Genomic DNA, 22,503 nt, shown 5'->3' with positions numbered 1-22,503 from the left:
CTACTCTTGGTGGGGTGGCGGCCTTTACTGGCCGTAGTTGAGGGTGAGCAGTTGCGTCAGAGCCTGCTGGTTGATGCGCAAGCCCGCGTCGTCACGCACTGCGCCAATGAAGTCTGCATAGAGCCCGTTCTGAGCCTCGGTCTGGAGGCTGTCGGCCGTTGCGGTTTCGAGCGGCTCGGTGGGCACGGTATTTTCGACCACTTCGAACACGATGAACTCGCCGCTGCCACTCACCACCGAGCCTTTATGGTCAGGACCACCATTGAATGCGGCCTGCGCCGTGATCTGATCGATGGAACCATCGTCCGAGCCGAACCGGGAGAAGGGAGCTGAGATTTGCGGGAACAGATTCAGCTGCAACGCAACATCGGCCAAACTCGCACCGTCGCGCAACTGCTGTACGATTTCTTCGCTGCGCGCGAGCAGCGCATTGTTCGTCCGCTCGGTTGTCAGCGCAGCCGTCAACTCTTCCCGGACTTCGTCAAGAGTCTGATCGCGAGCCGGCAGCAGCTCGAGCAGGTCGAAAAAGATATGCGCATTGCCGGCCTGCGGAACCGAAGGCGTCAGTTGACCTTCGCGAGCATTGAAGATGGCCTGACTAAGACGGCTACGATCCTCAGGCGCGAGATTAGGCAACACATCAAGTTGGCTACCGCCCACGGTTACGTCCGCCTCATAAAGATCGAGATCGAACCGGGCTGCAATATCGGTCAGCGGCTGGAAGGCAGCGCGCAGTTCTTCGACCTGATCGAGCACTTCGTTGATTTCGGTGCGAGCTTCGGCCATGGCAAGGGAATTGGCGATCTGCTCGCGTGCTTCTTCGAGCGTCGGCTGCCGCGCAGGATTGATCGCTGAAACATGGATTGCGCGCTTGCCAGCAACACCGGGAATGATCGCTACGCCACCCTCTTGAAGCCCGAACGCTGCTTCGGCCAGGGTGGGGTCGGTCACTTGATTGCGCGCCAACGTGCCGAGCCCGGTGGGTGTGCGGCCAACCTCGGCGATCAGGGTTGCGAAGTCCCGGCCCTCGGCCAGGCCGGCATTGAAGATCGCCTCCTGGTCGCCTGTCAGAACCACTTGCTCGATGGTGCGGGTTTCAGGTGTCGTCAGAGTGTCGCGAGTACGCTCATACTCGGCCACAATGGCATCTTCGGGGATCGTCTTGCTGGCTGCAAGCGACGCCAGGGAGAGGTCGATCATCTGCACCTTGCGCGTTTCGACGGTGCGATACTCAGTCTGATGTTCAGTAAGATAAGCCGCCAGCTCTTCTTCGGTCGGTTCCGCCGGAGTGTCGATATTGAGTTCTGTCAGTGTCACATAATCGATCGTGCGCTGGGTGCCGGCATAGCCATTGATCAACTCCTCCGCCACATCCGGCAGGGTGCGGTCGGCAAAAAGAGAGCTGACGAGCTGCTCGCGCTTGGCTTCGTTGCCTCGGGTCTCGAAATACTCAGCCTCGGTCCATCCGCTCTGCTGTAGAACCTGTGAGAAGATCGACGGATCGAAATTGCCGAGGGTGCCCTGGAAGGACGGGTCCTGGCGCAGCATTTGCCCCAGCTTCTCTTCTGAAACGCCGAGCCCTAGCTGGTTGGCCAGCACGTTCATCGCTTCGCCTTCTGAAAGGTTCAGCAGCACGAATGTCGGCAGCCCCATCGATTCCGCCTCCGAAACCGTAGGGACGCGCCCGATCTGTTGGGCAAGCCTGTTCACTTGGCTCTGATAGGAACGGAGGAATTCGCGCGAGGTGATCTCCTGGTCGCCCACGCGCGCAACGGTATTGCTGCCAAGATCAGTGATCACGTTGTTGATGCCGAAGCCGGCAACACCGACCAGCAGAAATGCCCCCAGGATCTTCCCCGGCCAGGATTTTGCAAACAGACGCAAACCATCGAGCATTTCAGACGTTCCAGTTATGGGTCTGAGGGTTTACCGCTGTGGCCCCCCCGACTAATAAGACTTCCGACAGCCGGGGTTAGGGCAAAGCCCTCTTTGGCGCAAGAGGCAGGAGTAGCAAGATTGACGACCATCTCACCGCTTATTGCGGGCAACTGGAAGATGAATGGCCTGTTTCACTCCCTCGATGAGTTGACCGAGCTGGCACAATTGCTGACCACTGGCGAAGCCCCGCGGGCAGTCGTTGTCGTGTGTCCGCCTGCCACGCTGGTCGCCGCCGTTGCCAATCAGGGCGCGTCGAGCGGCATTCTGGCTGGTGGGCAGGATTGTCACGCGCAGGGTTCGGGAGCTCACACCGGCGACATCTCCGCCACTATGCTGGCCGATGCCGGTGCCCAATTTGTGATCGTTGGTCATTCCGAACGTCGCGCGGACCATGGCGAAACAGATGCGCAGGTCTGTGCGAAAGCAGAAGCTGCGATCGGGGCAGGGCTCAAACCCATAATCTGTGTTGGTGAAACCGAGGCTCAGCGAGACAGTGGCAGTGCTGAAAGCGTGGTGAATGAGCAACTCGCTGCCTCCATCCCAAACGCTGCCGAGCATCACGACGTCATTATTGCCTATGAACCCATCTGGGCGATCGGCACCGGTCGCACACCCACCAATGAAGAGATCGCCCAGATGCACGCCAATATCCGCGCGCGTCTAGTCGAGCGCTTCGGCGAGCGCGGGGAAAGCTTCCGCATCCTTTACGGTGGCTCGCTCAAGCCCCACAACGCACGGGAGATATTGGCGATCGATCATGTCAATGGCGGACTGGTTGGTGGCGCGAGCCTCTTGGCAAAAGACTTTTACACCATTATCTCGGCGGTATGACCGAGCGGCATGGGCCGTTGCCGGGAAAAACATGGCAACGGTCTGGCCTTTGCCGTTCGGGGCGTGTATGACGCCGCATCCTTTTGACTGAGACGAAGACCAAGACCTGATGGCGAACGTCCTTATTGTTGTCTATCTGCTGATCGTTGTGGCGCTTATTGCCGTCATCCTGATTCAGCGCTCCGAAGGCGGCGCGCTTGGCATCGGCGGCGGTGGCGGCGGCGGTGGCATGATGACAGCGCGTGGCTCGGCAAATCTGTTGACCCGCACCACGGCAATTCTGGCGGCGCTCTTCTTCATTACAGCCATTGGCCTAACCATTCTCAGCGAACTCGATCGCGGCACGTCGAGCATCCTCGATCGTGCCACGACCACCAACGAAGATGGCTCGGCGCCGTCGAACGTTCTGGACGCTCTCAACGCGCTCCAAGGCGACTCGACCTCCGATCTGCCGCTTGCTGCCGGCACCACGGCGCCTGCTGCGAACGAGACTGCGCCCGCCGCCGGCTCGGCTGGCGACCTGCCAGTGCCCGCTGCGCCTGCCGCTCCGGCCACCACGCCCGAGGCGCCGGCGCCTGCGACTGAACCTCAAACGCCGGCTCCGACGACCGGCAACTAGACCGCCGAAAGGCAGCAGCCGAAGGGGATGGAAACATCCCCTTCTTCTTTTGTGTGGAGTCGCGTTAGGCGGCTCTGCGAATCGTTTTTGATATGCTTATGGTGATCGCCCATGGCTCGGTACGTTTTCATCACCGGAGGCGTGGTTTCCTCCCTTGGCAAAGGTTTGGCTTCGGCAGCACTCGGCGCTGTCCTGCAGGCGCGCGGTTATAAGGTCCGCCTGAGAAAGCTCGACCCTTACCTTAATGTGGATCCTGGCACGATGTCGCCGACTCAGCACGGCGAGGTCTTCGTGACCGACGACGGTGCTGAGACCGATCTCGATCTTGGTCACTACGAGCGCTTCACCGGTCGCGCGGCCAACAAGCGTGACAACATCACCTCCGGCCGAATCTATTCCGATCTGCTTTCTAAGGAGCGCCGCGGCGAGTTCCTGGGCGCCACCGTGCAGGTCATTCCGCACGTTACCGACTCGATCAAGAATTTCGTACTCGATGGCAACGAAGAATACGATTTCGTTCTGGTCGAAATCGGCGGTACCGTTGGCGACATCGAAGGTCTGCCCTTCTTCGAGGCAATCCGTCAGCTCGGCAACGAACTACCGCGCAATCACGCCGCCTATCTGCATCTCACGCTGATGCCGTATATTCCCTCGGCCGGTGAGCTTAAGACCAAGCCGACGCAGCACTCGGTCAAGGAACTGCGCTCCATCGGCATCGCGCCGGATGTGCTTCTTGTACGCTGCGATCGCCCGATCCCCGAGGGCGAAAAGAAGAAGCTCTCGCTCTTCTGTAACGTGCGCGAATCTGCTGTCATCCAGGGGCTAGACGTAGCCTCGATCTACGATGTGCCCGTTGCCTATCACGAAGAAGGGCTCGACCGGGAAATCCTCGCCGCACTCGGGATCACCGATGCGCCTGAGCCTGATCTAACCGCCTGGAACGAAGTGTCCCGGCGCTATCATAATCCGGAAGGCGAAGTGAACATCGCCATCGTGGGCAAATATACCGGCCTTAAGGACGCTTATAAGTCCCTGTCCGAAGCGCTGACCCATGGCGGCATCGCCAACAAGGTCAAGGTCAATCTGCAGTGGATTGATTCCGAGGTCTTCGAGCGCGATGACCCTGCGCCATATCTCGAGCATGTCCACGGGATCCTCGTGCCTGGCGGTTTTGGCGAGCGTGGCTCCGCCGGCAAGATCGAGGCGGCGCGTTTTGCTCGCGTCAAGGACGTACCCTATTTCGGCATTTGCTTCGGCATGCAGATGGCCTGCATCGAGGCGGCGCGCAATACCGCCGGCATCAAGGCTGCCTCGTCCACCGAATTCGGCCCGACCAAGGAGCCGATCGTGGGCATCATGACCGAATGGGTGAAGGGCAACGAAACCGAGAAACGCGAGACCTCCGGCGACCTCGGCGGCACGTTGCGTCTTGGCGCTTATCCTGCCCAGCTGACCCGCGGCTCCCGCGTTGCCGACATTTACGGTTCGACCCGCATTTCCGAGCGCCATCGCCACCGCTATGAGGTGAACATGGATTACCGGAAGCTGCTCGAAAAGAATGGGCTGCTGTTCTCCGGCGTCTCCCCGGATGGCAAGCTGCCGGAGATCGTCGAGCGCACCGACCATCCGTGGTTCATCGGCGTCCAGTTCCATCCGGAACTGAAATCGAAGCCCTTCGAACCCCATCCGCTGTTCACGAGCTTCATCTCAGCCGCAATGGAGCAGAGCCGGCTCGTCTGATCGACACCGGCTTTCAACTCTCATCTCGCCGTCGTAAGCTATCATCACCACCGAGCACTGCCTGGTGGTGATTTTCTTTGTCGCTGTCAGTTGGGCGCTCTCGATGGCTGCCCGCAACACTCTCATGGACTCTCGCGAATGGCCGAAATCTTGTCTCTGTCCAAAGCGCGCAAAGCCAAGGCCCGCAGCGAAAAGGAAGCGACGGCGGAAGCTAACCGACGCAAGTTCGGGCAAACTAAAGCCGAAAAGCTTCTGAACGCGGCCGAGAAAGAGCGTGCTGAAAAGCAGATCGACGCGCACAGGAAGAATGACTGATTAGGCGTCGCCTTCTGCCTCGGCGGCCGGCACTTCGACTGTCCGCACAGCCTCGATGATCTCGCCCAGTAGCGCGTGCAGAGCATCACGGTGTCCATTGCGCGCCGAGGGTGCGTATTCGTCCGAGGTCATCACCACCGTCAGATCTAGGCTTGGCACGACATAGAGCATCTGCCCGCCATATCCCCAGGCGTATTTCACGTCCTCGCCCGCAATGTCGCGCAGGAACCAGCCATAGCCATAGCCGTCTCCGGTGAACCGGGAATTGGTTCGCTGCGTCCAGGATTGATCGATCCAATCTTGGCTTAGGACGCGCGTTCCATCTTGTGCAAGCCCGCCATTGCGAAACACTTCGCCGAAAGCGAGGAGGCTTTTCGGGCTCATGGCCATCTGATTGCCGCCGAGATAAACGCCCTGCGGGTCGCGCTCCCAGCCGCCGATGCGGAAATCATCGACCGCGCCGAACCAGTCACGCGCAAGCGTCAGGCTCGATCCGCCGCCAGCCTCGGTCAGGATCGCTGACAGCAAATGTGTCGATCCGGTCGAATACAGCATGGCTCCGCCCGGATCGGTTTGAAAGGGCTGGTCGAGCGCGGATCTGACCCAGTTTCGGCTTGCCACCCAGCGCCCGTAATTCGGCCCCGAGGTAGGCGCCAGCCCTGCCTGCATGGACAGCAGATTGCCCACCGTGACCGTATCGAGGCGCGGATCGGCGTCGTCGGGGAAGTCATCGGCAAGGAAGTCGCCGATTCCCTGATCGACGCTTTCGATGATCCCCTTATCGATAGCTATGCCGACAAGTGCTGCGACAACTGTTTTCGAGGCTGATTTGATGTTGGTTGGCTGATCGACGCTGTGGCCGGAATAGCCACGCTCGGCGACAATCTCGCCTTCATGAGCGATGAGGACCGTTTCCAGCGGCTCGAGATCGGCAGCCCGATCAAGGAGCGCAGCGAAATCAGCCGGCTGCGCCCATGCGGAGGTGGGCAGCAGAAAGAGGGAAGCGAGCAGGAGAACACGTTTTTTCATGGCCAAGGCTTCTCCGCGACTTGAGGCAAATTTACGGTGGTGACGCCGCCGGCTGTCAACGTCCTCGTGAACGCATCAGCAAAAAGCCTTGCGCCCAACCGTACCCTGCGGTACTCGGGCCGCATCGAGCTTGCGGGATCAGTCAGGGATGGAGGCGCGCAAGCTCAGCCACCTGAGTACATCCCGGACTATCATGACAATCGCTACAGACAGTGTCTCGGCCGCCACGCCGAGAAATTCCGCCCGCCGCGTTCTCGCGGCGAGCATGATCGGCACGACGATCGAGTTCTTCGATTTTTATATCTATGCGACGGCCGCGGTGATCGTTTTCCCGCAGCTTTTCTTTCCGGCCGCCGACGCCAATTCGGCGCTGTTGAGTTCGCTGGCGACCTTCGCCATCGCTTTCATTGCTCGGCCGATCGGCGCAGCCTTCTTCGGCCATTTCGGCGACAAGGTCGGCCGCAAGGCAACGCTTGTGGCAGCGCTGCTCACCATGGGTATTTCCACTGTTCTGATCGGCGTGCTGCCCACCTATGAGCAGATCGGCATCATTGCCCCCTTGCTGCTCGCACTGTGCCGACTGGGGCAGGGGCTTGGCCTTGGCGGCGAGTGGGGCGGTGCGGTGTTGCTGGCCACCGAGAACGCCCCAGAAGGCAAGCGCGCCTGGTACGGCATGTTCCCCCAGCTTGGGGCGCCTGTCGGCTTTTTCTTTGCCACGACCATCTTCCTCGTTCTGGCCCATTTCCTGGGCGACGAGCAGTTCATGTCCTGGGGCTGGCGCGTGCCGTTCCTTGCGAGTGCGGGCCTTGTCATCTTCGGCCTTTTCATTCGTCTCAAGATCGCCGAAACCCCCGAATTTGCCAAGGCAATCGAAAAGTCGGAGCGGGTCGAAGTGCCGTTCCTCGACGTATTCCGCTCGCACAAGCTGAGCCTTCTGCTCGGCACAATGGCAGCGCTCGCAACCTTTGTGCTGTTCTATATCATGACGGTGTTTTCCCTCAGCTACGGCACGGGCGCACTGGGCTATAGCCGCGAAGAATTCCTGATCCTGCAGATGGTCGGCGTGCTGTTCTTCGGGCTTTTCATTCCCCTGGCTGCCGTTCTTGCTGATCGCTTCGGCATGCGTCGCGTCATGATCGGGGTTTCCATCGGCATTGCGCTGTTCGGTCTCGTCCTAGCGCCGCTTCTGGGATCGGGCAATGTCGTGGGCGTCCTCGGTTTTCTCTGCATCGGCTTTGCGCTGATGGGGATGACCTATGGGCCGCTCGGCACCGCTCTCGCTGCGCCTTTTCCCACGGCAGTGCGCTACACCGGCGCCTCGCTGACGTTCAATCTGGGCGGCATCTTCGGCGCATCCTTTGCCCCCTACATCGCCACCTGGCTGGCCGGCACATTCGGACTGCACACGGTGGGCTATTACATGATCATCGCCGCTGTGATCACGCTTCTGGCTTTCGGTTTTATCCGGCAGACTTCGGAATAGTCCGCAGCGACCAAGCTTGACCCGGATCTGGGCGTCTTATTGTCGACGTCCCAGATCCGGAGTTTCCAATGCGCCTCGCCATTGCCCTTCTTGCTTCCGCCCTCGTTCAGCCCGCTTTTGCAACCGAGCAAATGGCTCAGCAACTCGATTCCGTGGCGCCGCTGATCGAAGCCGAAAATTTTGAACTACTCGGCGGACCCGATACGCATGAAGGCATCGTCGAGACGGTAGGCGGCCGCTGGTTCACCCTCAGCAATACGGCGCGCAACTGGGAAGGCGACGGCTCCGCATCTGATCGCGAAACGCTGACCTGGGCCATAGAGCGGACCTGTGCCGACGACTGGGAGATCATCATCACCCATGAGGCGACAGGCCCCAATAGTTTTTTGGTGCAACAGCTCACGCCCGATGGCGCAGACAAGGGCACTTTCGAGATGGAGCCCGTTCCCGGGTCGGAACGGCGTTTCTCGATGGAGGCAAGCGACCAATACATCCTCGAGATCTTCGACATGACCGACGCGGATGCAATGCGGCAGGACGCGGTTCTCGCCGATATGCGCGCGAGAATGGAAGAAGGCCTCGATATCTGGATGCCTTCGCCCGATCTGATGGTCAATGTATCGTCGTTCGAGGTCGAAGTCTGGGGACGGTGTCCGCCAGCTTGAAATCTACCAATCGACCTGACACACAGCTCCATCCGGCCCGAACTGCATGCTTTCCGGCGTATATTGGAAGATCTCGAGCTTCACCCCGCTCGGGTCTGCCATCCAGGCCTGCCAGGTATTGTCGGCACCCCGCTTTTTGTCGGTAATGGCGACGTTGTGCGATTTGACATGGGCGATGAACGCGTCGAGATCGTCCGTTTCCAGACAGATGTGGTTGATCTGATTGGTTTCTTCGAACCGCGACTCGCCCTTGAGGAAGACCTCGACAAAGGTGCGGTTGCCGAAGTCGAGATAGAACCCGATCCGATTTTCGCCGCGCCTGAATTCGAACTTGGGGGCGATGCCGATGACATCGCGGTAAAATGCCTCCACCGCATCGAGATCGCGAGCAAAGATGCAGGTATGGGCAACTTGTTTGACGAGTGGCACTGGTGATTCCTCCTGTTTCCGAAAACGTTACAGGTCAGACGCGAAGCGTGGAAAGGGGCAGGGGCGATAAAATTTGGCGCTCCCTCTTTCCCTTGTCACAACCAGCGTCTAGGAGAACACGAATGCCTCGAAACGCCTCAGGGAAGGGCCAGAAATGTCTTCAATCATCCACGTCCAGGGTCGCCAGGTTTACGATAGCCGCGGCAACCCCACCGTCGAAGTCGATGTGGTTCTGGATGACGGCAGCTTCGGCCGCGCCGCCGTGCCATCGGGCGCTTCCACAGGTGCCCATGAAGCCGTCGAACTGCGCGACGGCGGCAAGCTCTACAACGGTAAGGGCGTGACCCAGGCCGTCGAAAACGTCAACAACGCTATCTTTGACGAAATTCAGGGCATGGATGCGCTCGATCAGCTGGCGGTCGACAAGGCCATGATCGACCTCGACGGGACGGCCAATAAGGGCAAGCTCGGCGCCAACGCGATCCTCGGTGTTTCGCTCGCCGTCGCCAAGGCTGCCGCAGAATCGAGCGAATTGCCGCTCTACCGCTACCTCGGTGGCCCGAACGCCCACGTCCTGCCCGTGCCGATGATGAACATCATCAATGGCGGAGAGCATGCTGACAATCCGATCGACATGCAGGAATTCATGATCCTGCCGGCTGGCGCGGAAAACATCGCCGACGCCGTGCGTATTGGCTCTGAAATCTTCCACACCCTCAAGAAGGGTCTGTCTGCCGAAGGCCACAACACCAATGTTGGCGACGAAGGCGGCTTCGCCCCGAACCTCGGCTCGGCCGATGAAGCGCTCGGCTTTATCATGCGCTCGATCGAAAAGGCTGGCTATAAGCCCGGCGAGGACGTCTTCCTCGGCCTCGATTGCGCCGCGACCGAATATTACAAGAACGGCAAGTACGAGATGAAGGGTGAAGGCAAGTCGCTTTCCTCCGAAGAAAACGTTGCCTTCCTCGCCGATCTAGCAGCCCGCTACCCGATCATCACCATCGAAGATGGTATGGCCGAAGACGATTGGGATGGCTGGAAGGCCTTGACCGACGCAATCGGTAAGAAGGTACAGCTGGTCGGCGACGATCTTTTCGTCACAAACACCCAGCGCCTCGTTTCCGGCATCAAGATGGGCGTCGCCAACTCGATCCTCGTCAAGGTCAATCAGATCGGCTCGCTCTCAGAAACGCTCGACGCCGTCGACACGGCCCACCGCGCCAGCTACACCTCTGTAATGTCGCACCGCTCGGGCGAAACCGAAGATTCGACCATCGCCGATCTCGCTGTGGCGCTCAACTGCGGTCAGATCAAGACGGGGTCGCTCAGCCGCTCCGACCGCATGGCCAAGTACAATCAGTTGATCCGCATCGAGGAGCAGCTTGGTGGCTCGGCCAAGTATGCCGGCTACTCAGTGGTCAAGGGTCGCTGACTGGATCTAGATCATAAGAGGTCCGGTGGCGACACCGGGCCTTTTGTTTTCCAACACCACCCGACCTTCTTTCAGGCGAGGTACGCATCGGCTCTTGCGAGATGTTGTGCACAACCGAAGACGCTATTCTTTGGGCCGGGTAGAGTTGGCAACACCCACAAACAAAAAAGGGCCGCGTCACCGCAGCCCTCTTTGATAACAATTGGCACGACTAGTGCTTCAGCGCGTCTCGCGCGTCGTCCTTAAGCTCGCCGGCCTTCTGCTGAATTTTGCCTTCGACCTTATCGGCCTTGCCTTCGGCCTGTAGACGTTCGTTCCCGGTCAGGCCGCCAGCTGCGTCTTTCATCGCGCCTTTGACCTGCTTGCCAGCACCTTTAGCTTCGTCCTTATGCATTTTAAGCTCCTTTCGAAAGCCCTGTGCAATGAGAACGGACTAACCTGCGATATGTTCCAGCACGCGCTACACGGAGACGAGAGCAGACATACTCGCCTGAGGCGGCGCCGTTACTGGAACGCAGTTTCCGCAAAGCTTCTCAGTTTGCGCGAATGCAGCCGCTCGGCAGGCTGATCACGCAGGATTTCCATGGCGCGCAGCCCGATCTGCAGATGCCGGTTCACCTGGGTGCGGTAGAAGTCCGACGCCATGCCGGGCAGCTTCAACTCGCCATGGAGCGGCTTGTCTGAAACACAGAGAAGTGTCCCATAAGGCACGCGGAAGCGGAAGCCGTTCGCAGCGATGGTCGCACTCTCCATGTCAAGCGCCACGGCTCGCGACTGGCTCAGTTGCCGCACAATTTCAGTCTGGTCGCGCAATTCCCAATTGCGATTGTCGAAGGTGGCAACAGTGCCGGTACGCATGATCTTCTTGGTCTCGATCCCCTCGGTCTGGGTGATTTCCTCCACCGCCTGCTCAAGTGCGACCTGCACTTCCGCGAGCGCCGGCACCGGCACCGTAAGCGGCAGGTCGGCATCAAGCACATGGTCCTCGCGCACATAGGCGTGCGCCAGAACATAGTCGCCCAATTCCTGGCTGTTGCGCAGGCCCGCACAATGGCCGAGCATGATCCAGGCATGCGGCCGCAATACCGCGATATGGTCGGTAATGGTCTTGGCGTTAGAAGGTCCCACGCCGATATTGACCATTGTGATCCCGCGGCCGCGATCGCCTACCAGGTGATAGGCGGGCATTTGTGGTGAGCGGGGTGGCGGCGAGCCGGTTACAGCCCCGCCGGTCAGCATATTGTCGGTTGCAACATTGCCGGGTTCGATAAACCGCTTGTAGTGCCCGTGCCCCTCGTTCATCCACGACTTTGCCACCCGGCAGAACTCGTCGATATAGAACTGGTAGTTGGTGAAGATCACGAAATTCTGGAAGTGCTCTGCCGCGGTCCCAGTGTAATGCGCGAGGCGGAACAGCGAATAGTCGACTCTCGGCGCCGTGAATGCTGAAAGCGGATATGGTCCGCCCCGCGGTGGCACATAGGTCCCATTGGCAATTTCATCATCGGTGTTGGTCAGGTCCGGCGCGTCGAACACGTCGCGGAGCGGAATATTGAGCGCATTGAGAGCCGCGCCATCGACATGTTCGTGCGGCGGCAGCGCGAAGTGCAGCGGTATCGGGGTTTCGCTTTCGCCGACATCGATGGTTCCCCCGTGATTGCGCAGCAATACCGTGAACTGTTCCTCGAAATAGGTTTTGAAAAGATCCGGCGCTGTTACGGTCGTGCGGTAGATCCCCGGTGTATGAAGATAACCGTAGGGTAGGGTGCTTTCATGCTTGGAGTAGCTGGTGGACCGCACTTCGACCTGCGGGTAGCAAGCGCGCACGCGACCTTCCGGCACCTCACCTCGCGTCAGACCTTGCAGATGCCCACGAATGAAATCGCAATTGCGGCGGTAGATCACCGCGATCTGCTCCCAGGCCTCCTGTGGGTCAGTGAAGCTCTTGGTCTCGAGGCGCGGCGGGCTGATCATCATCGTCTAGGGTCCTCATATGCCGGCGCTTACAGGAATCGAGCCGGTTTAGCCCGTCACTATAGGCAGGCCGTGACACCTTCTCAACGGAAGCGTCTCTAGCGTGCGCGCCCTTCACAGTTCGGTGAGCCGCACTTTTCTTGCCGCAATTGCTCCCCATCTTTCACCCAGTTCATCGGACGGCAAACGACCCATGCACCGGTGAGCAGGATAGGGTTTGCCGCTTGTCCCCCAAGCCCTCAACAGTGCGGTGAGCCATGTCCCCCAAGGCCGTCCGGCAGTTCTGCCGGGCGGTCTTTTCTTTGCGAACCGATGTTCGGTTGCTAGACGACCACTCGATGAGCGATTCCGCTCCTCCGTCCCGAGGGAAAGAGCCCGGCCGTGAGTGTTGCCTTCACCAAGGAAGAATCTGCCGAAACCGCTGCCGAAGCCTTTCTGCCCGATCGGCCTATCCCGCCCGGAACTAACCTCGTGACCGAACAGGGGCTTTCGGCCCTTAACGAGCAGCTCTTGGCGGCCAAGGTAGCTTACGACGCTGCGCAGGTGATTGAGGACATCAACGAGCGCCGTCGCCAGTCCGCTGTGCCGCTGCGGGATGCTCGCTACTTCGCCGAACGTTTGCGCACGGCTCAACTCATGCCACCGCCAATTGGTACGGAAACTGTGGCTTTCGGCAGCACAGTCACCTTCAAGCGCGCAGATGGGCGTGTAGAGACATATCGCATCGTCGGCGAGGACGAGGCTGACCCCAAGGCGGGGACAATCTCGCATGCTTCGCCTATCGCTCGCGCTTTGCTGGGCAAGACCGTAGGCGATGAAGCTTCCCTGGGCCCGCGGGACATCGAGATCACAGATATCGGGTAGAGCGCTCGATGGCGCTGCCGCCCGGCGCTCTATCCCTCTGAGGCCATGGACGCACCGATCTTCATCCCTTATGTCGAGGGCCGGAATGCTGGGCTTCGTCCGGCCGCTAGTTCAAGAGGTTCATCATGACCGCACACATCATCGACGGAAAACTCTTTGCAGAGAATCTGCGCGGTCGCATTGCCGGTCACGTCGAGCGTCTCAAGACCGAACATGGCATCACCCCTGGCCTTGCTGTGGTGATTGTCGGTACTGATCCTGCAAGCCAGGTCTATGTCACCAACAAGGCCAAGCAGACTGCCGAAGTGGGCATGAACTCCTTCAAGCACGAGTTGCCAGGAGACGTGCCTGAGGCGGAACTGCTCGCGCTGGTGCATCAGCTCAACGCCGATCCCGCAGTTCACGGGATTCTGGTGCAGATGCCGGTGCCCAAGCATATCGACCCGAATAAGGTCATCGAGGCCATCGACCCGATGAAAGATGTCGATAGTTTCACGCCCGCCAATGTCGGCAAGGTGCAGATCGGCTTGCCAGGCCCCGTCTCTTGCACCCCCCTGGGTTGTCTCATGCTGCTGCGCGATCATCTCGGTAAGCTCGAGGGCAAGAATGCCGTCATCATCGGCCGCTCCAATCTTGTGGGCAAACCGATGATGCAATTGCTGCTGCGCGACAACTGCACGGTTACGGTCGCCCATTCGCGAACAGAAAACCTTCCCGAAGTGGTGCGTCAGGCCGACATTGTCGTTGCCGCCGTTGGCCGCCCGCAAATGGTGAAGGGCGACTGGCTGAAGGCCGGAGCGGTGGTCATTGATGTCGGCATCAACCGTGTTCCGGCTCCAGAAAAGGGTGAAGGCAAGACCAGACTGGTTGGTGATGTCGATTTCGCGTCCGCAGCCGAGGTTGCCGGAGCCATCACGCCGGTTCCCGGCGGCGTTGGCCCGATGACCATCGCTTGCCTTCTCGCCAATACCATCACCACCGCCTCGCTCATCAACGGTCTCGTGCCCCCAAGCGATCTGACCGCATGAACCAGACGGAATCGACTTCAACGCCGCCGGAGCACGATCCCGGCGGCAAGGTTCGCCTGCGTCTTGCCCACGGCGTTCATGGCGATGTGGTGATGAGCGAAGATACCCGCTATCGCCAGATCATGCGCCGCTGGATGGGTGAAAGCTTCCCCGACCGCTATATCCTTTTTATCGGTATGAATCCCTCTACAGCCGACGCGACGGTTGATGACCCCACCTGCGCGCGGGAGTGGACCTTCGCCCGCCGCGAAGGCTTTTCGGCGATGGTCAAATGCAATGTGGGAGATTATCGCGCGACCGATCCCAAGGCTTTGGTTCAGCCTGGCATCGTGGCCGTTTCGCCGGCCAACATTCCGGCCATCCGCAAAGCTGCCAGCGGTGCTGGGCGCGTTGTGCTTTGCCATGGCAAACTCAACAAGGCGCTCGCACCCGCCGGGCGCGAACTTGTCGAGGCGTTGCGCCGGGATCAGGTAGAACTCTGGTGTTTTGGCACCAATGCCGATGGTTCACCAAAGCACCCTCTTTACCTGCGTGCCGACACACCGCTCGTGCCGTTTTCCACCCCCTTTTAAGGTAAAACTCGGTATCGGATCTGCGCTTCAAGGGTGTGTTTCGTTAGCATCTTGTTAACGATAAGTGACCTCATAGGGGCGGTATTGCTAACGGATTGCTACGCTTAACCTCTCCTCAACCAGCTGGATGACAATTTGCATAAAGTTGCCCGTATGCATCTTCGGATGTGTGCGCCCTGATCCAAAGCGTGTTGAGTAAAGAGTACCGTGACGACCACTTGGCGCCACCTTATCCGCACCGCCGCCCTTTGTGCGCTCATTGCCCCCGCCCTTGCCGCATGTCTTGGTAGTAGCGGCGGGGTAGGGCCGACCGTGAAACGGGGGGCATTCACCTCCAGCGAATTCGGTGTTTCAGTTTCCCCAAGAGTCACCAATCATCCCAACCCGCCGCGCGGGGGTGGCCGCTATCAGGTTGGCCAGCCCTACACCGTGCGCGGCAAGACGTATGTTCCCCAGCACGATCCCAATTACCAGGCCGCGGGCGAAGCGTCGTGGTACGGCTCCGATTTCCACGGCCGCCGCACGGCCAATGGCGAGATCTTTTCCGCCAATGCCATCACGGCGGCGCATCCGACCCTTCCGCTCCCCTCCTATGTCCGCGTGACGAACAAGGATAACGGCCGGTCACTCGTCGTGCGCGTCAACGATCGCGGACCCTATATGCCGGGGCGTATCATCGATCTGTCTTACCGGGCGGCCTCGATGCTAGGCTATGTCAATAATGGTTCGGCCAATGTTTCGGTCCAGTATGTGGGGCAGGCGCCGCTCGAAGGCGACGACACCCGCACGCTGATGGCGAGCTATTCCGGCCCCAACGACTTCGACAGCGGCAACATCCGCGTGGCAAGCGCCGAGAGCAACCGCAGCCTGGTCGGCATGACGACCAATTTCATCAACGGCCTCTTTTCCTATACGGACACGACGCCCGAGGCAGTGGACGCCAATATCGGATCGGCACACGCGGCTGTGAACGCCATGGCCTCCGGTTCTCCGGAGCTCCAGGCCTGGGCCACGAGCATCGATGCAGGCCGCCGGGCCATCAGAATGGACCTGGGGGTATTCTCCAATCAGAACAACGCGATAACCCTGGCTGAGCATTTTGCCGTTCTGGGTGCTGTCGACGAAGAAGAGGTTCTGGTGGATGGCAGGCGGTCAACGCGCCTGACGCTGACCTATCTCAAGCCGGGCGCCACCAAACAGGACGCTCTCGATCTCGCCCGCAAACTTGGCCTGGGCGACATAATTCTCTATTAGTTTGCTATCGAGCGCCGCGCCGACATCGGATCAGAACGGCCGCAACGCAAGGTATCGCCCGTGAGACTGCTCTTCGTCCTGCTTTTTGCAATCGCCAGCGCCTTCCCGGCCATGGCCCAGGCCAATTTCGAAACCAATGCGCGTTTCGCCGTTTTGATGGACTACGAGTCCGGGACGGTCATCTTCCAGAAGGATGCCGACGCGCGGCTCGAGCCCGCCAGCATGACCAAGCTCATGACGCTGGCCGTCGTCTTCAACGAGCTTCGCAACGGCCGCATCACGCTGGACGACGAGTTCTTCGTTTCCGAAAACGCCTGGCGCACCGGTGGCGCAGCCTCGGGCGGCTCGACCATGTTTGCAGAGCTCAATTCCCGCATCCGCGTCGAAGACCTGATCCGCTCGGTCATCATCCAGTCCGGGAATGACGCGGCCATTGTTCTGGCCGAGGGCATTGCCGGCACCGAAGCGACCTTTGCTTCCATGATGAACCAACTGGCCCGGCAGATCGGACTCGATGGCTCCAACTTCACAAATTCGACCGGTTTGCCGGACCCAGATGAATATTCGACGGCGCGGGACCTTGCCGATCTTGGTCGCTACCTGATCCGTGAGTTCCCCGAATTCTACCACTACTTCTCCGAGCCGGAGATGGAGTGGAATGGCATCAATCAGGCAAACCGTAATTCGCTGATCGAAGTCGGCATCGGTGTCGATGGGCTCAAGACCGGCCATACCAATGCTGCAGGCTATGGTGCCGTCATCTCGACAGCGCAGGGCGATCGCCGCCTCGTTGCAGTGGTGCACGGCTTGGGCTCCATGCGCGAGCGCGCCGAAGAAGGACGCAAGCTCCTGACCTGGGGCACACGTGCATTCGAGCGGTTCGAAGCCTATGCAGAGGGCGCGGTTGTTGCCTATGCTGATGTCTATGGTGGCGAGAGCAGCAGCGTTGGGCTGGTGGGGCAGGGGGATATAGCGCTTTATCTGCCGCGAGGTTCCCGCGATTGCCTCTCGGCGAGCGTGCATTATGTCGCCCCGCTTATGCCCCCCGTTGCCGCCGGTCAACAGATTGCCGAATTGCGGGTGTTCTGCAACGATCAGCTGGTTCAAAGCGCACCGCTTTATGCTGCCCAGGACGTGCCACAAGGCGATCTCGTTCGACGCGCCACCGACGCACTCAAGCAACTGGCTTTGGGGTGGCTGTAGGGCCGGACATAGTGGCTCTCGTGACCCCCACCTAGCCTCCTCGTCCAAAGAGGGAGGGATCTGCTGGTGGCTCACGTGTGCTGCGGCAAGAACCGATATGTTGCTCCCCCTGCTGAAGGGGGGCTGGGCGGGGGTGTTCTCTGGCCCAACTCCGCCCTAACCTTTCCCCTCTCCGTGAGTTAACCTAAAAGAACGTGCATCAAGGACCTGCCTCGCCCATGCTCGAAGCGCAAAATCGTCGGCCGGCTCGCTTCATCACCTTCGAAGGCGGGGAAGGCGTGGGCAAGTCTACCCAGGTCAAGCGCCTGCTCTCCCACCTCGCCGAGATTTCAGTCGATGCCGTGCGGACCCGCGAACCAGGAGGAACGCCCAAGGCCGAGGCTGTCCGGTCCTTCATTCTCCAGGGGCGCAGCGAGACCTGGGGCGCTGGCGCCGAAGCTGTGCTGTTTGCCGCCGCGCGCCTCGACCACGTCAATGAGTTGATCGCTCCCAACCTCGCCAAGGGCACCTGGGTCATCTCAGACCGCTTCTCCGACTCCACTCGTGCCTACCAGGGTCTGACCGGAGGCGTCGATGCCAAGCTTATCGACGCTCTTGAGTCCCTGGCGCTCGATGGTCACACCCCGGACCTGACGATTGTTCTCGATATGGATCCGGAAACAGCGTTTCAGCGTGTTGCCCAGCGCGCAATCGAGGACGGATTGACCCTGACTGGCGACCGCTTCGAAAAGGAAGAACTCGACTGGCACCGGCGACTGCGCGACGGCTTTCTCGATATCGCGCGCACGAATGCCGATCGATGTGTGGTTCTGTCAGCCGATCAGGCCGAGGACAGTCTTGAAAACGAGATCTGGTCTCTTGTGCAGTCTCGCTTTCCTGAACTGCAGACCGGAACAGACGCTTGACCGACCCTGCAGCACTTGATGGACTTCCGCTGCCCGAGCAGCGGCACGCAGCCATCGGGCACGACGCCGCCCGCGCCGCCATCCTGCAGCAACTCGCCGAGCACCGGCTGCCCGGGGCCTTTCTGGTTCATGGTCCGCAGGGGATCGGCAAGGCTACCTTCGCCTTCGAGATGGCTGCAGCCATTCTCCTGGCGACCGGCGACGAAACGCCCGAGCGGGTGCTCGAGCAGGTGGTCGCGCTCTCGCACCCCAACCTCTTCGTCCTTCGCCGCCGCGCGAAGGACGCGAAAAGTTACTACACGGCCATTCGTGTCGAAGACGTGCGCGAGCTGCGGGACGCATTGCACCATACACGCGGTCGCGCCGGGCACCGCATCGCCATCCTCGACTCCATCGATGACTGCAATCCCTCTGCTGCCAATGCGCTGCTGAAAACGCTCGAAGAGCCTCCGGCCGACACCACCTTCTTTCTGATCTCCCATCGCCCTGGACAGCTTCTGCCCACCATCAAATCCCGCTGTCATATCATCGCCTTGCGGCCGCTTGCGGAATCAGAAGTTGCACGAGTGGTCTCCACCGACCTGCCTGAATTGACCGGCGAATCCCTCGACCGGGCACTCGCTCTTGCCGGTGGACGTCCCCGCCGAGCCTTCGAAACTCTGGCCCTCGGCGAAGATACGGCTCTAGGCGCCTTGATATCATGGCTGCGCGACCCTCTCGCTGTGCCTCCAGGCGCCATGCTGCCTCTCGCCGAAACGATCGGCGCGGATCCTCAGGGGCCCGACATGTCCTTCGCGCGCGAGATCCTGCTCGACTGGCTGGCGGACGAGGCGCGCAACGCGGCTATCGACCAGACCAGCCGCTTGCGGCTTGCCTCCGCCACTGAGCTATGGGACAAGGCAAACGCGCTGCTCGGGGAAGCCGACAGCGTCAATCTCGACATGAAGCAGACCCTGGTCGTGCTCTTCGACGCGATACGCAAGCACCGTCAGGCAACTGCCCTTCCCATTGAGCCAGAATGACCCCCAAGCCCTTCTACGTCACGACCGCGATTTCCTATCCCAACGGCGCTCCACATATCGGCCACGCCTATGAGATGATCGCCACCGACGCCATCGCCCGCTGGAAGCGGCTCGAAGGCAGGGACGTCTATTTTCTGACGGGTACGGACGAACACGGCATCAAGATGGTGCAGACGGCAGCCAAGGAAGGCATTCCGGTCCGCGACCTCGCCGATCGAAACGCGGCCGAGTTCCAGCGCCTGGCCGAGGGGCTGAACCTTTCCAACGACGACTTCATCCGCACCACCGAAAAGCGCCACCATGAAGCCTCGCAGGCGATCTGGCGAAAGATGGAAGCAAGCCACAACGGCGACATCTTCCAATCCACCTATAAGGGTTGGTACTCTGTCCGCGACGAGGCTTATTTCGATGAAGCCGAGTTGACCGAAAAGGACGGCAAGCGCTTTGCTCCGTCCGGCGCCGAGGTCGAATGGGTCGAAGAGCCGACCTATTTCTTCCGCCTTTCCGCTTATCAGGAAAAGTTGCTGGCGCTCTACGAAGAGAACCCCGATTTCATTGCGCCCAAGGAGCGCCGCAACGAAATCATCTCTTTTGTCAAAGGCGGCTTGCAGGACCTTTCGGTCTCCCGCACGACCTTTGATTGGGGCATTCCCGTGCCGGGCGCCGAAGGCCATGTCATGTATGTCTGGGTCGACGCCCTGACCAATTACATCACGGGCCTTGGCTATCCCGACGAAGCCAATGAGCTTTTCCAGAAATTCTGGCCGGCAGACCTCCATGTCATCGGCAAAGACATTATCCGGTTCCATACGGTGTATTGGCCCGCATTTTTGATGAGCGCCGGCCTGCCTGTGCAGCACCGGGTCTTTGCCCACGGTTTCCTGACCGTCGATGGGCAGAAGATGAGCAAGTCGCTGGGCAATGTCATCGATCCGTTCCACCTGATCGAGACGTTCGGCACCGATGCCGTTCGTTATTTCTTCCTGCGCGAAGTCTCGTTCGGCAATGACGGCGATTATTCCAACGAGAAGCTCGTCAACCGGGTCAATGCCGATCTTGCTAACAATCTGGGCAATCTGGCGCAGCGCTCGCTCTCGATGATCAACAAGAACTGCGACGCCAAGGTGCCCGCTGTCGGTCACGCGACGGCAGCCGACGAAGCGCTGGAAAAAGAAGTCGGTGAGGCCATTCAGGCCGCGCAAAAGGCGATGGACGAGCAGCTGGTGCACGAAGCGACCGGCGCGCTGATCGCGGCGCTGAGCTCGGCCAACAACTACTTCGCGGCACAGGAGCCCTGGGCGCTCAAGAAGACCGATCCCGAGCGCATGGCCTCGGTGCTCTATCGCACGGCAGATACGGTTCGCCGCATTGCCATTCCGATGCTCGCCTTCGTGCCCGCTTCGGCCGCGCGCCTCCTCGATCAGCTGGCGGTGCCCGAAGAAGATCGCTTGCTGCCGCTGGCGCTCGTCAAGGATCGGCTCGTGACCGGCACCGAATTGCCTGTTCCGCACGGCGTCTTTGCGCGCCTCGAAAAGCCGGCCGAATAGACCATGCTGATCGATAGTCATTGCCATCTCGACTTCGAGGCGCTGTCGGCCGACATCGACGGCGTGCTGGAGCGCGCCGCCGCTGCCGGGGTCACTGGCATGGTGACGATTTCCACACGTGTGGAGAACTTTTCCACATACACGGCCCTCGCGGAACGTTACCCGAACGTCTGGTGCTCGGTCGGAACGCACCCGCACAATGCCGACCAGGAACTGCATATCGAAACGGATGATCTTGTTCGGCTAAGTGCCCATCCGCGCTGTATTGCGATCGGCGAGGCGGGGCTCGACTATTTTTACGACAACGCGCCGCGCGAGGCTCAGGCGACGGGCCTGCGCCGTCATATCGGCGCGGCCCGAATGACTGGTCTTCCACTGGTTATCCACAGCCGGGCTGCGGATGGGGATATGGCCAGCATTCTCGAAGAAGAAAGCCGGGCAGGGACGTTCCCTTTTGTGCTCCATTGCTTCACTGCAGGGCGGGAACTGGCCGATTGCGCATTGGCGCTCGGCGGCTATATCTCTTTTTCCGGCATCGTGACCTTCCGCAATGCGCAGGAAATCCAGGAGGTCGCCAAAATCGTGCCGGCGGATCGATACATCGTGGAAACCGATGCGCCCTATCTGGCGCCGATCCCGCATCGCGGCCAGTCCAACGAACCGAGCTTTGTGCGCCATACGGCCGAAAAAGTTGCCGAGCTGCGAGGCATCTCGCTTGAGCAACTGGGTCGCGAAACCACTGCGAATTTCGCGCGCCTGTTCTCCAAGTCCGGCATAAGCTGATGGCTGCGCCCGATCGGATCATCGCGACCATTCTCGGCTGCGGTTCATCCGGTGGCGTGCCGCGCGTGGGCAATGTCTGGGGCGCCTGCGATCCGGGCGACCCGCGCAATCGCCGCCGGCGCTGTTCCCTGCTGATCGAAGCCTGGCGCGATGGTGTTGACGAACCAACGCGGGTTCTGGTCGACACGGGCGCCGATATCCGCGAGCAGCTTCTTGACGCTCGGGTCGATCGCGTTGAGGCCGTCCTCTACACGCATGAACATGCCGATCACACCCATGGCATCGACGACCTGCGCGTCCTTGCACTTCATAATCGCCGCCGCGTGGACGTTTATTTCACTGCTCATTGCGGCGAGCGAATCAAGGAAGCCTTCGGCTATTGCTTCACGACGCCTCCAGGCAGCAGCTACCCCCCCATACTGAACGAGCATGTCATCGCGCCGGGCGATGTGCTGACAGTGGACGGGCCGGGTGGCGAACTTGATGTCACTGCCTTTCTCCAGAACCATGGAGATATAGATTCGCTCGGCTTCCGGATCCTCGATTTCGCCTATAGCTGCGATCTCTCCGGCATCCCTGCCGCATCCGAACACGCATTGGCCGGTCTCGACCTCTGGGTCGTGGATGCCTTGCGCCCTACGCCGCACCCGAGCCACTTGAGCCTTCCTGAAACGCTCGGCTTGATCGAGCGCTTTAAACCCCGCCACGCCGTGCTCACCGACATGCATATCGATCTCGACTATGCCGAGACGGAAGCGGGGACGCCCGATCATGTAACGCCGGCATTCGACGGCATGCAGATCGATGTGCTGGCGGGGCGGGTCCTGAATCGGTAAGCCGCCGCGCGGGCTAGCGTTAAGAGGCAGATCT

22 protein-coding genes are annotated in these 22,503 nt (G+C 60.3%); 17 read left to right on the top strand and 5 right to left on the bottom strand.

Going from position 1 to position 22,503, the window contains the following annotated elements:
- Nucleotides 1–24: 24 nt before the first annotated feature.
- A complete protein-coding gene (locus BM364_RS08615; RefSeq protein ID WP_092423327.1) occupies nt 25–1,896 on the bottom strand; it encodes a peptidylprolyl isomerase in 1,872 nt (623 codons plus the stop codon).
- 120 nt (nt 1,897–2,016) lie between these two features.
- On the opposite strand from BM364_RS08615, the gene tpiA reads away from it, so the two are divergent.
- From tpiA to BM364_RS08595, 4 genes are all read left to right on the top strand, one after another.
- Nucleotides 2,017–2,769, top strand: a complete 753-nt coding sequence (tpiA, locus tag BM364_RS08610; protein ID WP_280140638.1) for a triose-phosphate isomerase — start codon at nt 2,017–2,019, stop codon at nt 2,767–2,769.
- Between the two features lie 109 nt (nt 2,770–2,878).
- Nucleotides 2,879–3,388, top strand: a complete 510-nt coding sequence (secG, locus tag BM364_RS08605) for a preprotein translocase subunit SecG (protein ID WP_092423325.1) — start codon at nt 2,879–2,881, stop codon at nt 3,386–3,388.
- 111 nt (nt 3,389–3,499) lie between these two features.
- A complete protein-coding gene (locus BM364_RS08600) occupies nt 3,500–5,128 on the top strand; it encodes a CTP synthase (RefSeq protein ID WP_092423322.1) in 1,629 nt (542 codons plus the stop codon).
- A gap of 138 nt (nt 5,129–5,266) precedes the next feature.
- Complete coding sequence (locus BM364_RS08595) at nt 5,267–5,443, top strand: DUF4169 family protein (RefSeq protein WP_092423320.1); 177 nt, start codon at nt 5,267–5,269, stop codon at nt 5,441–5,443.
- Here BM364_RS08595 and BM364_RS08590 read toward each other — a convergent pair whose 3' ends face one another.
- The gene (locus BM364_RS08590; protein WP_092423318.1) at nt 5,444–6,472 is read right to left on the bottom strand and encodes a serine hydrolase domain-containing protein; all 1,029 of its coding nucleotides are present in this window, start codon (nt 6,470–6,472) and stop codon (nt 5,444–5,446) included.
- A 193-nt stretch (nt 6,473–6,665) separates the two neighbouring features.
- Here BM364_RS08590 and BM364_RS08585 point away from each other — a divergent pair, with 193 nt between their 5' ends.
- Together BM364_RS08585 and BM364_RS08580 are read left to right on the top strand one after the other, a co-directional pair.
- Nucleotides 6,666–7,955, top strand: a complete 1,290-nt coding sequence (locus BM364_RS08585; protein WP_092424015.1) for an MFS transporter — start codon at nt 6,666–6,668, stop codon at nt 7,953–7,955.
- A 68-nt stretch (nt 7,956–8,023) separates the two neighbouring features.
- Nucleotides 8,024–8,620: a hypothetical protein gene (locus BM364_RS08580; protein WP_092423316.1), complete on the top strand. Its 597-nt coding sequence runs from the start codon at nt 8,024–8,026 to the stop codon at nt 8,618–8,620.
- Nucleotides 8,621–8,623: 3 nt separating this feature from the next.
- Here the strand turns inward: BM364_RS08580 and BM364_RS08575 are convergent, their stop codons facing one another.
- Nucleotides 8,624–9,049 (bottom strand): VOC family protein, encoded by a 426-nt coding sequence (locus BM364_RS08575; RefSeq protein WP_092423314.1) that lies wholly within the window; start codon nt 9,047–9,049, stop codon nt 8,624–8,626.
- Nucleotides 9,050–9,203: 154 nt separating this feature from the next.
- On the opposite strand from BM364_RS08575, the gene eno reads away from it, so the two are divergent.
- A complete protein-coding gene (eno, locus tag BM364_RS08570; protein WP_092423312.1) occupies nt 9,204–10,481 on the top strand; it encodes a phosphopyruvate hydratase in 1,278 nt (425 codons plus the stop codon).
- Nucleotides 10,482–10,692: 211 nt separating this feature from the next.
- Here eno and BM364_RS08565 read toward each other — a convergent pair whose 3' ends face one another.
- Together BM364_RS08565 and BM364_RS08560 are read right to left on the bottom strand one after the other, a co-directional pair.
- Entirely contained in the window at nt 10,693–10,875 is a 183-nt protein-coding gene (locus BM364_RS08565) for a CsbD family protein (RefSeq protein ID WP_092423310.1), read from the bottom strand.
- A 110-nt stretch (nt 10,876–10,985) separates the two neighbouring features.
- On the bottom strand, nt 10,986–12,458 hold the full coding sequence (locus BM364_RS08560) for an AMP nucleosidase (RefSeq protein WP_092423308.1): 1,473 nt from the start codon (nt 12,456–12,458) through the stop codon (nt 10,986–10,988).
- A 378-nt stretch (nt 12,459–12,836) separates the two neighbouring features.
- Between BM364_RS08560 and greA the strand changes: the two genes are divergently transcribed.
- The 10 genes from greA to BM364_RS08510 all read left to right on the top strand — a co-directional run bounded on the left by greA (nt 12,837) and on the right by BM364_RS08510 (nt 22,469).
- Complete coding sequence (gene greA, locus BM364_RS08555) at nt 12,837–13,319, top strand: transcription elongation factor GreA (RefSeq protein ID WP_092423306.1); 483 nt, start codon at nt 12,837–12,839, stop codon at nt 13,317–13,319.
- A gap of 125 nt (nt 13,320–13,444) precedes the next feature.
- Nucleotides 13,445–14,347: a bifunctional methylenetetrahydrofolate dehydrogenase/methenyltetrahydrofolate cyclohydrolase FolD gene (gene folD / locus BM364_RS08550; protein ID WP_092423304.1), complete on the top strand. Its 903-nt coding sequence runs from the start codon at nt 13,445–13,447 to the stop codon at nt 14,345–14,347.
- Complete coding sequence (locus tag BM364_RS08545; protein ID WP_092423303.1) at nt 14,344–14,919, top strand: DUF1643 domain-containing protein; 576 nt, start codon at nt 14,344–14,346, stop codon at nt 14,917–14,919. The genes folD and BM364_RS08545 overlap by 4 nt, the downstream gene beginning before the upstream one ends.
- Before the next feature lie 312 nt (nt 14,920–15,231).
- The gene (locus tag BM364_RS08540) at nt 15,232–16,173 is read left to right on the top strand and encodes a septal ring lytic transglycosylase RlpA family protein (protein WP_280140637.1); all 942 of its coding nucleotides are present in this window, start codon (nt 15,232–15,234) and stop codon (nt 16,171–16,173) included.
- A gap of 60 nt (nt 16,174–16,233) precedes the next feature.
- Nucleotides 16,234–17,376 (top strand): D-alanyl-D-alanine carboxypeptidase family protein, encoded by a 1,143-nt coding sequence (locus BM364_RS08535; protein ID WP_244542805.1) that lies wholly within the window; start codon nt 16,234–16,236, stop codon nt 17,374–17,376.
- A gap of 218 nt (nt 17,377–17,594) precedes the next feature.
- Nucleotides 17,595–18,281 (top strand): dTMP kinase, encoded by a 687-nt coding sequence (gene tmk / locus BM364_RS08530; protein WP_092424009.1) that lies wholly within the window; start codon nt 17,595–17,597, stop codon nt 18,279–18,281.
- Entirely contained in the window at nt 18,278–19,303 is a 1,026-nt protein-coding gene (locus BM364_RS08525) for an AAA family ATPase (RefSeq protein ID WP_092423302.1), read from the top strand. The genes tmk and BM364_RS08525 overlap by 4 nt, the downstream gene beginning before the upstream one ends.
- Entirely contained in the window at nt 19,300–20,850 is a 1,551-nt protein-coding gene (gene metG / locus BM364_RS08520; protein ID WP_092423301.1) for a methionine--tRNA ligase, read from the top strand. The genes BM364_RS08525 and metG overlap by 4 nt, the downstream gene beginning before the upstream one ends.
- 3 nt (nt 20,851–20,853) lie before the next feature.
- Entirely contained in the window at nt 20,854–21,633 is a 780-nt protein-coding gene (locus BM364_RS08515) for a TatD family hydrolase (RefSeq protein WP_092423300.1), read from the top strand.
- Nucleotides 21,633–22,469 (top strand): MBL fold metallo-hydrolase, encoded by an 837-nt coding sequence (locus BM364_RS08510; protein WP_092423298.1) that lies wholly within the window; start codon nt 21,633–21,635, stop codon nt 22,467–22,469. Before BM364_RS08515 ends, BM364_RS08510 begins: the two co-directional genes overlap by 1 nt.
- Nucleotides 22,470–22,503 lie beyond the last annotated feature (34 nt).

This window comes from Devosia crocina, from assembly GCF_900116545.1.
GTDB lineage: Bacteria > Pseudomonadota > Alphaproteobacteria > Rhizobiales > Devosiaceae > Devosia > Devosia crocina.
This window is presented reverse-complemented; position numbering and strand designations above follow the sequence as displayed.

Bases quoted from the DNA above. Each gene is read 5' to 3' on its own strand.
- BM364_RS08615 (WP_092423327.1), bottom strand. From the start codon at position 1,896: ATGCTCGATGGTTTGCGTCTGTTTGCAAAATCCTGGCCGGGGAAGATC.
- secG (WP_092423325.1), top strand. From the start codon at position 2,879: ATGGCGAACGTCCTTATTGTTGTCTATCTGCTGATCGTTGTGGCGCTT.
- BM364_RS08600 (WP_092423322.1), top strand. From the start codon at position 3,500: ATGGCTCGGTACGTTTTCATCACCGGAGGCGTGGTTTCCTCCCTTGGC.
- BM364_RS08595 (WP_092423320.1), top strand. From the start codon at position 5,267: ATGGCCGAAATCTTGTCTCTGTCCAAAGCGCGCAAAGCCAAGGCCCGC.
- BM364_RS08590 (WP_092423318.1), bottom strand. From the start codon at position 6,472: ATGAAAAAACGTGTTCTCCTGCTCGCTTCCCTCTTTCTGCTGCCCACC.
- BM364_RS08585 (WP_092424015.1), top strand. From the start codon at position 6,666: ATGACAATCGCTACAGACAGTGTCTCGGCCGCCACGCCGAGAAATTCC.
- BM364_RS08580 (WP_092423316.1), top strand. From the start codon at position 8,024: ATGCGCCTCGCCATTGCCCTTCTTGCTTCCGCCCTCGTTCAGCCCGCT.
- eno (WP_092423312.1), top strand. From the start codon at position 9,204: ATGTCTTCAATCATCCACGTCCAGGGTCGCCAGGTTTACGATAGCCGC.
- BM364_RS08565 (WP_092423310.1), bottom strand. From the start codon at position 10,875: ATGCATAAGGACGAAGCTAAAGGTGCTGGCAAGCAGGTCAAAGGCGCG.
- BM364_RS08560 (WP_092423308.1), bottom strand. From the start codon at position 12,458: ATGATGATCAGCCCGCCGCGCCTCGAGACCAAGAGCTTCACTGACCCA.
- folD (WP_092423304.1), top strand. From the start codon at position 13,445: ATGACCGCACACATCATCGACGGAAAACTCTTTGCAGAGAATCTGCGC.
- BM364_RS08545 (WP_092423303.1), top strand. From the start codon at position 14,344: ATGAACCAGACGGAATCGACTTCAACGCCGCCGGAGCACGATCCCGGC.
- tmk (WP_092424009.1), top strand. From the start codon at position 17,595: ATGCTCGAAGCGCAAAATCGTCGGCCGGCTCGCTTCATCACCTTCGAA.
- metG (WP_092423301.1), top strand. From the start codon at position 19,300: ATGACCCCCAAGCCCTTCTACGTCACGACCGCGATTTCCTATCCCAAC.
- BM364_RS08515 (WP_092423300.1), top strand. From the start codon at position 20,854: ATGCTGATCGATAGTCATTGCCATCTCGACTTCGAGGCGCTGTCGGCC.
- BM364_RS08510 (WP_092423298.1), top strand. From the start codon at position 21,633: ATGGCTGCGCCCGATCGGATCATCGCGACCATTCTCGGCTGCGGTTCA.